Origin of the sequence: Salinivibrio costicola subsp. alcaliphilus, assembly GCF_001996185.1 — a bacterium.
Lineage (GTDB): Bacteria > Pseudomonadota > Gammaproteobacteria > Enterobacterales > Vibrionaceae > Salinivibrio > Salinivibrio costicola.
In genome coordinates this window covers 1-330 of sequence record NZ_MUFR01000177.1, presented here as the reverse complement: position 1 = coordinate 330, position 330 = coordinate 1, and the positions used below count along the sequence as shown (strand labels likewise).

Here is a 330-nt window from a genome sequence, read left to right as displayed (position 1 = left end):
CCCAGCGCTGGCGCTGGTCACTGCGGTGGGCGGAAAACAACCATGTCCACCGGCGGTATCCCCTAATCGTGCTGCGCCTGGCATAGCGCCTCCTTAACGTGCAATCACCATACGTCCATCAATGATGGCAAATAGCGGATTCGTGTAATAAACCCAGTCCAATTCTTTTGAGTTAATCCTTAACGGTGACATTCCTCGCTCGTCTTCTAACTTTACTAGCTTCCCACCCATATAACTTTTCACCGTGTACTCATGCCACTCACGTCTTGGTTTTACATCAGCATCATCAGCGTGTTCAAATTTACCCGGTAAATCCATCACATCAAAAAA

General features: G+C 48.2%; 1 pseudogene. It reads right to left on the bottom strand.

From position 1 onward, the window contains the following. Positions 1-93: 93 nt before the first annotated feature. Positions 94-330: pseudogene (locus BZJ21_RS16480) on the bottom strand (glycosyl hydrolase family 26); the annotation flags it as partial.